This is a genomic window from Streptomyces sp. NPDC059499 (assembly GCF_042749285.1).
Lineage (GTDB): Bacteria > Actinomycetota > Actinomycetes > Streptomycetales > Streptomycetaceae > Streptomyces.
Map to the genome: position 1 here is coordinate 180,905 of NZ_JBHYTT010000012.1, position 9,093 is coordinate 189,997.

The 9,093-nt window shown below is 68.8% G+C and carries 9 protein-coding genes; 3 read left to right on the top strand and 6 right to left on the bottom strand.

Annotated features, from left to right (window positions below; all coding sequences use genetic code 11):
• The first annotated feature begins 196 nt into the window (after positions 1 to 196).
• Positions 197 to 901, top strand: a complete 705-nt coding sequence (locus tag ACFW9O_RS26205) for a 2-phosphosulfolactate phosphatase (RefSeq protein WP_384612616.1) — start codon at positions 197 to 199, stop codon at positions 899 to 901.
• A gap of 91 nt (positions 902 to 992) precedes the next feature.
• On the opposite strand, the gene ACFW9O_RS26210 is transcribed toward ACFW9O_RS26205, so the two are convergent.
• The 6 genes from ACFW9O_RS26210 to ACFW9O_RS26235 all read right to left on the bottom strand — a co-directional run bounded on the left by ACFW9O_RS26210 (position 993) and on the right by ACFW9O_RS26235 (position 6,794).
• Complete coding sequence (locus ACFW9O_RS26210; protein ID WP_384612617.1) at positions 993 to 1,997, bottom strand: MerR family transcriptional regulator; 1,005 nt, start codon at positions 1,995 to 1,997, stop codon at positions 993 to 995.
• Positions 1,998 to 2,000: 3 nt separating this feature from the next.
• Positions 2,001 to 2,672 (bottom strand): HEAT repeat domain-containing protein, encoded by a 672-nt coding sequence (locus ACFW9O_RS26215; RefSeq protein ID WP_351176024.1) that lies wholly within the window; start codon positions 2,670 to 2,672, stop codon positions 2,001 to 2,003.
• 170 nt (positions 2,673 to 2,842) lie between these two features.
• Positions 2,843 to 3,583, bottom strand: coding sequence for a hypothetical protein (locus ACFW9O_RS26220; RefSeq protein ID WP_384612619.1), 741 nt, complete (start codon positions 3,581 to 3,583; stop codon positions 2,843 to 2,845).
• Positions 3,584 to 3,910: 327 nt separating this feature from the next.
• Entirely contained in the window at positions 3,911 to 4,234 is a 324-nt protein-coding gene (locus ACFW9O_RS26225) for a hypothetical protein (RefSeq protein ID WP_384612621.1), read from the bottom strand.
• Between the two features lie 305 nt (positions 4,235 to 4,539).
• Positions 4,540 to 5,493 carry a GNAT family N-acetyltransferase gene (locus ACFW9O_RS26230; protein ID WP_384612623.1) on the bottom strand — a complete coding sequence of 318 codons (954 nt, stop codon included), beginning with the start codon at positions 5,491 to 5,493 and terminating at the stop codon, positions 4,540 to 4,542.
• 173 nt (positions 5,494 to 5,666) lie between these two features.
• On the bottom strand, positions 5,667 to 6,794 hold the full coding sequence (locus tag ACFW9O_RS26235) for an NADH:flavin oxidoreductase (protein WP_384612625.1): 1,128 nt from the start codon (positions 6,792 to 6,794) through the stop codon (positions 5,667 to 5,669).
• Between the two features lie 114 nt (positions 6,795 to 6,908).
• On the opposite strand from ACFW9O_RS26235, the gene ACFW9O_RS26240 reads away from it, so the two are divergent.
• On the top strand, positions 6,909 to 7,358 hold the full coding sequence (locus tag ACFW9O_RS26240) for a MarR family winged helix-turn-helix transcriptional regulator (protein ID WP_384612627.1): 450 nt from the start codon (positions 6,909 to 6,911) through the stop codon (positions 7,356 to 7,358).
• Between the two features lie 442 nt (positions 7,359 to 7,800).
• Entirely contained in the window at positions 7,801 to 8,937 is a 1,137-nt protein-coding gene (locus tag ACFW9O_RS26245) for a PQQ-dependent sugar dehydrogenase (protein WP_384612629.1), read from the top strand.
• The last annotated feature ends 156 nt before the right edge of the window (positions 8,938 to 9,093 follow it).

Consider the following 9,093-nt stretch of genomic DNA (forward strand, 5'->3'; position numbering starts at 1 on the left):
GCCCACGGTCCTGACCAGGCCCTCGATGCGCACACACATGCCTACGCGCACAGCCATCCCCCAAGGGGCAGTTCTGGCGGCGAGTTCGACCTTGCGCCTGCGTCTCGTTGCGGGACTACTTGTCGACCGAGGCGGTCATTGTGATGCGCACCATACTTCGGGCGCCTCGGGTCGGACGTGCACGATCATGACCGGCATGGACACTCGCTTCCTCGGTATCCCTGATCTGGTCGAGACCCCGGCCGTCGCGGTCGTGGTCGACGTCATGCGTGCCTTCACCGTGGCTGCCTGGGCCTTCGCCCAGGGTGCGGAAAAGATCGTTCTTGCCGAGTCGCTGGACGAAGCCCTGGCCCTCAAGGCCCGCCACCCGGATTGGGTGGCGATCAAGGACGGTCCGCCCGCGCCCGGGTTCGACACCGTCAACTCGCCGGGCCTGCTGCGGTCCATCGACCTCGGCGGACGGACCGTTGTGCACAAGACCACGGCAGGGACGGTAGGTGCCCTCGCGGTCAAGGAGGCGTCGCTGGTGCTGTGCGCCGGCTTCGTGGTGGCGGAGGCAACGGCACGGCTCCTGCGGACGCGCAGGAGCGACAGCGTCACGTTCGTGGTCACCGGCGAAGACGGACGGGCCGATGAAGACCTGGCGTGCGCCCAGTACATCGCTCGACGAGCCGCTGATGACGGGACGGATGCTGCCGAGTTCCTCCGCCGCGCTGCCTCGTCGCGCGCCGCCGCCGAACTGGCGGAGGGTGTGCGCCAGGGAGTCCATCCCGACGATGTCGCACTCTGTCTCGAGCTCGACCGTTTCCCCTTTGCCATGGTGGCGACTGCGGAGGCCTCACTCATGGTCCTGCGCCCACACCCGTTGTCTTCACAGCCTGACGAGGACCCGGTCCGCTAGCTGCTGAGGCTACTTTCCGGGTCGAGGCCGGGGCCGCGGGGAAGTGGCGGCGGAGCTTGGCCGAGCCGGGTGGGATCGGCGGATCGGTCCGTCACCGTGCGTCGCGTAGCTGCAGAAGGTACGCCGCAGTCACCGCAACAGCACGGTCCACGTCGTGCGCCAGTTCCTCGAGTGCCCGTGACGCCCTCGTCCCCGGGATGCCTGCGAGAGCCTGGGTCAACCGTCCGCGTGCGGGCGCTTCAGCGGTGTCGTGGGCCAGGCGGTCGACGAGGCCCGTCGCGATCTGATCCGCCGCCACGGGGTCGCTCGCCAGCACGCTCAGCGCATCGGCTGCATCGGTGTCGTTCCTTCCCTCCACGATCATGTCGATGAGCGTAGGAACCGCATCAGCCATGCCACGTGTCCCGAGTGCCAGAGCCGCATACCCGCGGACCACGACGTCGGGGTTCGCCAGGGCATCCCGGAGCCCCTCGGCGGCCTCGGCATCGGGCATCTCGGCGAGAGACCGAACGGCACGTTCACGCACCGCCGCCACCGGTGAGCGCAGGCCCTCCGCGAGCAGTGCCGAGCCGCCCTCGCCCGCTCGCGCCAGCGCCCATCGAAGGGCCCCGGCAACGTTCGGGTCCGTCTCGCTCAGAGCCGCGTCGACCAGGGCCTCCACCGGCACCGGAACCTCGCCGGCCGAGGAGAGGGCAGCGCGCTGGCGCGCGTCGGCACTCTTCGATCCCAGTGCCTGGAGGAGCACAACGACGTGGAGGACGTCTTCCCAGCCGGCGGGGTCCGCGGCATCGATCCGACGCAGCCGCGTGAGCAGTTCGGTCTCCGCCGCGATGCGTTCGCGTGTCTGTCGGATGAGGTCGCCGACGAGCGCCGAGGGCGCGAAGCCGGGATCATCGAGCGCGCGTCCGATCTCACGCAGTGACAGACCCAGCGACCGCAGGCTCTCGATGTGGAAGATCCGCCGGATGTCCTCCCCGGAGTACTCCCTGTAGCCGGAGCCGGTACGACCTGAAGGACGCACCAGACCCAGCGACTCGTAATGCCGAAGCATGCGGGCACTGACCCCGGACCGTCGCGCCACCTCACCGATCAACACGCCCTATCGTCCCTCCTCGCCGGACCCGCCGAGAGCCACGACGCGCTTCGCCTCCTCGATGGCGGACTCGAATCCGGCATCAGGGTCGCGCAGAAGCCTTTCTGTCGCGAGCGCGTGCGCACGCGCGTGCGGATCGGAGGCGGTCGTCGCAGCATGCAGAGCCGACGCCGTCGCTTCACCCAACGCGACCAGCGCCCGGCTGAGACTCAGCTGCGTCTCCCGCCCGCCGCGCCCGAGCTGCGTCGCCAGCACCGTGGCCAACGCGGGCTCCTCGCCGTCCGGTACGAGCACGACCGCGGCCCGCCAGGCGCTCCGCGCCACCTCGTCGTCGGCGTCGGACAGGAGCGTCCGTGTGATGGCCGGCCACGCCTGCGGGTCCCCGATCTTGGACAGCGTGTGCAGCGCCTGGCTCCGTGCCTGCCCCCGTTTCGAGCGGACTTCGCGGAGCAGCTCGGGAAGCGTCATGGACACGGGGTGCCTGGTGAGCGCCCAGGTCAGCATGTCGCGGACGAAGAACTCGGGCTCGACCGCGCAGCGCTCGATGAGCTTGGCGACGAAGCGCGGGTCGGGCGTCGTACCGACGGCCAGAGCGGCCCGCAGTCGTACGGACGAACGGTCGTCCTCCAAGCCCCGGAGTGCTCGTACCGCATCCGTGTCCTGATTCGTGATCGTCATCGAGATCACCTCCTGGCAAGGAGTGAAGACCTTGTCACCGTGTCAAGGTCAAACCGGGGCTGGGCGCGGTACTGGTCACGGGGTTCGCGTGAGCAGGGTATGGGGTAGTCCGGCAGGCCTCGACGATCGACTTCAGTTCCCGGGCAGCAGCTCGCTGTCACCGTGTCGACTCAGGAGTGACAGAGCAGGTCGAGGACGACGGCCTGGTCGTCGAGGTCGTCGAGATAGCGGTTGGCTTGTTCCCAGTATCCGTCTGCGTCCGCGTCCATCCACTCGCCATCGAGGGTGACCAGGGCGAAGCCCGGCACTGCGCACCGGACCGACCACAGCCGGGTTTCCTCGTGTTCCTGCGCGAAGTACGCGACCGGATCGTTGAGCAGGAACGACGTGCCGAAGTGCGGATCTCCTGCGACGGCTCGTTGAGCCACGTCCTGCACCAGCGGCTGGGCCAGATGCTCTTCCTTGGCGTCTGCCAGGGAGTACCTTTCGGGGTCGGCCTCGTGGCGAGCCACGAAGTCGGTGAGCGGGCGGGCCGGCGGATGTATCGCGGTCAGCTCGTTCCAAACGGTGAGCTGGGCGTCCTGCGTGCGGACCGCGCGTTTACGCATACCGTCGAAGTCGAGCAGACCCCGAGGCCCTCCGTAGCATTCCAGTGGCCCGAGGGCATCGAGCTTGGCTTTCCTGCGCGGCACGGTTGAGGCCGTGACGAGCCTGCGGTCGCCGTCGTGCGGAGGCAGCACGAGGTAGGCATTGCCCGTGCTGGAGTGTATGGCCCACCAGTCCCAGTGGCCGACCGGATTCCATTCATCGGTGAGGTTGACGTCGTAGGGCGCCATGATGGCAGCGACGGCTTGAGGAACCTTCCGAGGCGCGGTCGGGGGCAGGCACACTGTGGCAAAGAACTTGGTCATACCCGGGAGCGTAAGCCCCGGGATCTGCCCGCCCGCGTGGGTGTCACGTCGGTGGATCGTTGCCTCGCAGAGTGCTGCTCGGTGGAGCTACCGAGCTGTCATAGGCGGGTGAGTGTCTGGGCCTGTGCTGACAGAGGGATTGGGGAATGCTCCGGTCGTGGCGGGGGAAGAACTGCTGTCGTTGCCGGGGTTCTGGGCGGCCTACCTGACGTGGCTGAGTCAGATGGAGGAGGACGACGACACCACTCCAGGATGGTTCGGTGTCGACTGGGCCGATGCCGATGCAGACGACCACACCCTCGCCGTCGAAAGCGCGCACACCGTGGGTCAGTTCGGCTCGGCGACCCTTCTGCCGATGTGTTCCAGGAACTCCTGGATGCTCGCCGCGTCGACCTCGAAGTCGTGAAACCAGGAGGCCGTGGTCGACCTCCACACTCGCCCGCTCCCGGTCACCGCAAACAGGTGGCCGCCGCCGTCGCTGGCGAACACGAGAGCGGGTGGCTCGTCGTTGATCTGGACGGGTCCGTACTGCCGGAAGTGTTCCGCGACCGTGGAGGATCGGTGGATGAAGTACCCGTTGCCGACGTCCGGCAAGGAGACCTCGCCGAGGACCCGGTAGAGGGTGGTGAGGTCGGAAGGAGTCGGTGTCATGTCCACCAGCGCATCCATCGCCCTGTGGCCCTCGTCCGTTGCGAGAGCGACGACGTTCTCACCTGGTGGAAACCCGTGTGTCCTGAGAAACGACGACGTCAGAGTTCTGATCGCCGAAGCAGTCTGCTCACACCAGCCACGCACCCACTCCGAGTCGAGCCGTTCGCCGGACACACTCGTCCCTTCCTCATGTCGAAGACTCCGCCCCCCGAACTCTCGACCACGCTCGAAACAGGGGTGCCCTTCCGTCAGGTCGTTACCCGAGCCGACGTGGCTCGACGGGGGCTCCCCGAAACGACGGGTGCTCAGCCTGCGGTCCTGGTTCTGATGAGCGGCACGTCTCGCGTGAACTCCCTGAACCCGACGCCGTAGTACAGCCCGCGTGCCTGGGGATGACCCGGCGCACCCAGGCAGGCGACCATCGCACGCGTGGCCCCCGCAGCCCGCGCCCGATGCATTCCGTGCAGGAGCATGGCCCTTCCCAGCCCTCGACGCCTGTAGTCCGGATGCGTCCCGACCGGTTCGAACTCAACCGTCCTGTTCGCCTCGTCGAGCCACATGATCGTCGAGGACGCCATCGTTCCGTCCGGCGCCTCCACCAGGACGTGGAGGTCACCGCGGTATGCCGCCGTCTGCCGGACGCCCTCGTACCCCTCGGCCGTGTACGTCGAGGGAGTCCATGCGTCGAGATGGGCCTGGACCGCGGCCTCCGGCCCCGCCTCGGCGGCGGTGCGGAAGCGGAATCCTTCGGGCAGTACCGGCTGTTCCAGGTCGGTGAGGTCGCGCTGATTGAGCTGGGTCCAGGTCCCGGCGTCGCCGAGCGAGTCCGGGTCGGTCCCGTAGCCGTGCGCCGCCCATCGCTTCAGGGCGAACTCATCGGCGGCGCTCGGCATCACCGTACGCTCGACGTCCGCCGCCGTACCGTCGTACCAGTCGATGACCTCGTCCACCAGCCCGGCGTGGTCGGGGTGTACCTGATACGCCAGGTAGGCACTGCTGACGTCCCTCACCGACCCGTCGCTCAGCCCCACCCGGCGCGGAAGCCAGGCCCAGCTCCACGCCACCAGATCCCCACCGGAGAACCAGAGGCCACGCGGCCAGTGTGCGCCGTCGGCCGAATGCCCCTTGCCCCAGTTCCAAGCCAGCTCACCGAACGTCGCGTCGCTGTTGACGAGGTCCGGGCGGGTGGCAGTGACACGCTGCGCGAGACTCTGCATGAGCTGCACGTCCGCGGCGGTCACAAGCGCGAAGTTCGGCATGGTGCAGCCACTGTGTCAGGACTCCACAAGGCCGTCGAAAGGTTTTCCGGGCCGCGTCGGCGCTGCTGAGATTCGGGGGCCGATTGCGGGGGTGGCAACAGGAATGCGGTGATCCTTCGCGCTCTGGGCATGCGCGAAGGATCACCGCAGGTCCGCCGCCCTGCGTCGCGGTACTAGCTCAGCGTCTTCAGGGCCGCCGCGTCGTACGGCTTCATCCCGTCGACCTGGCCGGCCAGGACCTTCGCGGCCCATTCCGGGTCCTGGAGCAGGGCGCGGCCGACGGCGACCATGTCGAACTCGTCGCGCTCCAAGCGGTCGAGGAGATTGTCGATGCTGCCGACCGCGGCCCCCTCGCCCGCGAACGCGCGGATGAAGTCGCCGTCGAGGCCGACCGAGCCGACGGTGATGGTGGGCCTGCCGGTGAGCTTCTTGGTCCAGCCCGCCAGGTTCAGGTCCGAGTCCTCGAACTCGGGGAGCCAGTAGCGGCGGGTGGAAGCGTGGAAGGCGTCGACGCCGGCCGCGGCAAGCGGGGCCAGGATCGCCTCCAGCTCTTCCGGGGTCCCGGCGAGCCGCGCGTCGTAGGCCTCCTGCTTCCACTGCGAGAAGCGGAAGATCACCGGGAAGCCGGGCGAGACGGCTTCGCGGACCGCTGCCACGATCTCGGCCGCGAACTTCGTACGGGCCACGGGGTCGCCGCCGTAGGCGTCGGTACGGCGGTTCGTCGTCGCCCACAGGAACTGGTCGAGGAGGTAGCCGTGGGCACCGTGCAGTTCGACGCCGTCGAAGCCGATGCGCTCGGCAGCCGCGGCGGCATCGACGAAGGCGCCGATGACGTCGTCCAGGTCCTGCCGGGTCATCGCCTTGCCGGTGCCCTCCGTGCCGTCGACGCGGATGCCGGAGGGACCGACGGCCGGGGCGTCGGCGTAGGGCGCCTCGCCCTGCTTGCGCACCATGCCGATGTGCCACAGCTGCGGGACGATCGTGCCTCCCGCCGCGTGAACGGCGTCGGCGACCTTCGCCCAGCCTGCCAGCTGGTCCTCACCGTGGAACCGCGGCACGCGGTCGCTCTGCCCGGCCGACTCGTGGCCGACGTAGGTCCCCTCGGTGACGATCAGGCCCACACCCGCGGCGGCGCGACGGGCGTAGTACGACGTCACGTCCTCACCGGGGACGCCGCCCGGGGAGAACATACGCGTCATCGGCGCCATCACGATGCGGTTCGGGACGGTCAGGCCGTTCAGCGTGACGGGCCGGGACAGGATCTCGGCCGCACGGTGGGCCGAAGACGCGGTGACGGTCACGGAGGTGCTCCTCGCAGGTACTTGATAATGTTGATGGTTGATAACGTCAAGCAATAGAAAGACGGTAGATCTAAATATTTGAGATTGTCAAGTTTCCTGGGTAAAGTGGCTCCCATGACAGGAACTGCCCGCGTCGACACGGCCCGGCTCATGGAGCTGCTCTCGGTGTCCCTCGGTGCCTACTACGGCGACTTCACGGTCGCGGCAGCGAGCGAGAACCTCACCGCGAGCCAGGGCAAGGCACTGACCGTGCTGCGCCGGGGCCCCGCCGCGATGCGCGCCCTGGCAAACACCCTCACCTGCGACGCCTCGAACATGACCGGGATCGTCGACCGGCTGGAGAAGCGCGGCCTCGTGCGCCGCGAACCCAACCCTTGCGACCGGCGCATCAAGAACGTCCTCCTGACCCCGGAGGGCGAGCGTGTCGCCGACGCGATTCGCGCGAAGATGCGCACCACCCAGGAGGGGCTGGACAGACTCAGCGACGAGGAGCGGGACTCCCTGCACACCCTGCTGGAAACAGTCTTCGTTCCCCGGCCCGGCACCTGCGGCGACGACGTGTGACCGAGGTCGAGACACGTTCGCGCCTCGACGGCCGCGGCCAAGTCGACCTGCTTCCCTGCCGGATCACAACCGCGAGGCAGCACCGGATCGAGGAGCCCCCCCCCCCGCCCTCTTGACGGCCTGAAGCCCCGCCCCCATCGGGGCGGTGACCTGTGGCCGGGGCAGGTCCGGCGCAGCGAGGCCGATGGCGAACACGGCACCGCGACCCGCTGTCGACCAGGAGCAGGGGCCGCCGGCCACAGCGCCGTCCGTCCGCCGGTTCAATGCCCGGCAGACGGACGATGCCTTGGTCTATACCAACCATCACTGCCCCCCGTATCCTCATCCGTGGCCAGGAGCACACTCTTCCCCCACCCAGGTTGCGTGCCGGCGCGGGCGACCCCATCTGCCTCTCCCCCGAGCAGCCGGGTGACCTCCCCGTTCGCCGCCTCTAGGAGTCACGGTGAACATTCGCACCAGAAGCTCGGCGATCATCGGCGCCATCTGCCTCGTGGCTTCCCTCGCCTTGACCACGGCGTCCGCCGACGAGCCCGTCGCCCCACGTCAGGCAGCGAAGGTCACGCTCACGAAGGTCGCCACGGCCCAGAATCCGTCCGCAGGAGCCGCCGGCCCCGGTGGCACGGTCTGGATTGCCGAACGTGCGGGCACTGTAAGGGTCTTGGGCCCCAAGGGGCTCGGTGAGCCCGTCCTCGACATCTCCGGCGAGACCACCACCGATGGTGAACGCGGCCTGCTGGGCGTCGCGTTCGACAAGAGGTTCGCGCACTTCTACATCTCGTTCACGAACCTTGAAGGAACCAGCACCGTGGACGAGTTCGCCGTACGGGGCGGCAAGATCCAGCCGAACACCCGACGCACCGTCCTCACCCAGACGCAGCCCTACTCGAACCACAACGGCGGCGACATCAAGTTCGGCCCCGACGGCTACCTCTACATCGCGTTCGGCGACGGCGGCGCGGGCGGCGATCCGCACGGCAACGGGCAGAACCTCGACACGCTGCTCGGCAAGATGCTGCGGATCGACCCGAGAGGCGGCAAGCCGTACGCGATCCCGCCGGACAACCCGTTCGTCGACGACCCCGGCGCCCGGGACGAGATCTGGGCGTACGGGCTGCGCAACCCGTGGCGGTTCTCCTTCGACGCGGGTACGGGCGACCTGTTGATCGGTGACGTCGGGCAGAGCGACTGGGAGGAGATCGACTGGGCCCCGGCCGACAGCAGGGGCGGCGAGAACTACGGCTGGTCCCGGATGGAGGGCACCCACCCCTTCCGGGGCGCCACGGAGCCCGCGAACCACGTACCGCCGGTCCACGAGTACGACCGCAGCGGCCTGGGCTGCTCGGTGATCGGCGGATTCGTCTATCGGGGCAAGGCGATCCCGGACCTCAAGGGTCAGTACGTGTTCAGCGATTACTGCGACGGCACCGTTCGCACCCTGCAGATGAAGAACGGCAAGGTGACCGGCGTGAGCGACCTCGGCGTGAACGGCGGCGAGACCGTCTCGTTGGTGGAGGGCTGCAAGGGGGAGCTGTACGTGCTCGGCATTGCCGGGAGCATCTCCCGCATCGACCCGGCGTAACGGTCACCGGAGACAGAGCCGCCGACGGAGCAGCACGTGCCCGGGTCGGGGGGTGTATCACGGGGGGGGGCAGCCCGCCCGGGGGGGGTGTGGGGGGGGGGGGGGGGGGCCGGCTGCGTGGCGGGCTGGGGGGCCGCGGAACCGGGCGCCGGGTGG

Bases quoted from the DNA above. Each gene is read 5' to 3' on its own strand.
- ACFW9O_RS26205 (WP_384612616.1), top strand. From the start codon at position 197: ATGGACACTCGCTTCCTCGGTATCCCTGATCTGGTCGAGACCCCGGCC.
- ACFW9O_RS26215 (WP_351176024.1), bottom strand. From the start codon at position 2,672: ATGACGATCACGAATCAGGACACGGATGCGGTACGAGCACTCCGGGGC.
- ACFW9O_RS26220 (WP_384612619.1), bottom strand. From the start codon at position 3,583: ATGACCAAGTTCTTTGCCACAGTGTGCCTGCCCCCGACCGCGCCTCGG.
- ACFW9O_RS26225 (WP_384612621.1), bottom strand. From the start codon at position 4,234: ATGACACCGACTCCTTCCGACCTCACCACCCTCTACCGGGTCCTCGGC.
- ACFW9O_RS26230 (WP_384612623.1), bottom strand. From the start codon at position 5,493: ATGCCGAACTTCGCGCTTGTGACCGCCGCGGACGTGCAGCTCATGCAG.
- ACFW9O_RS26240 (WP_384612627.1), top strand. From the start codon at position 6,909: ATGACAGGAACTGCCCGCGTCGACACGGCCCGGCTCATGGAGCTGCTC.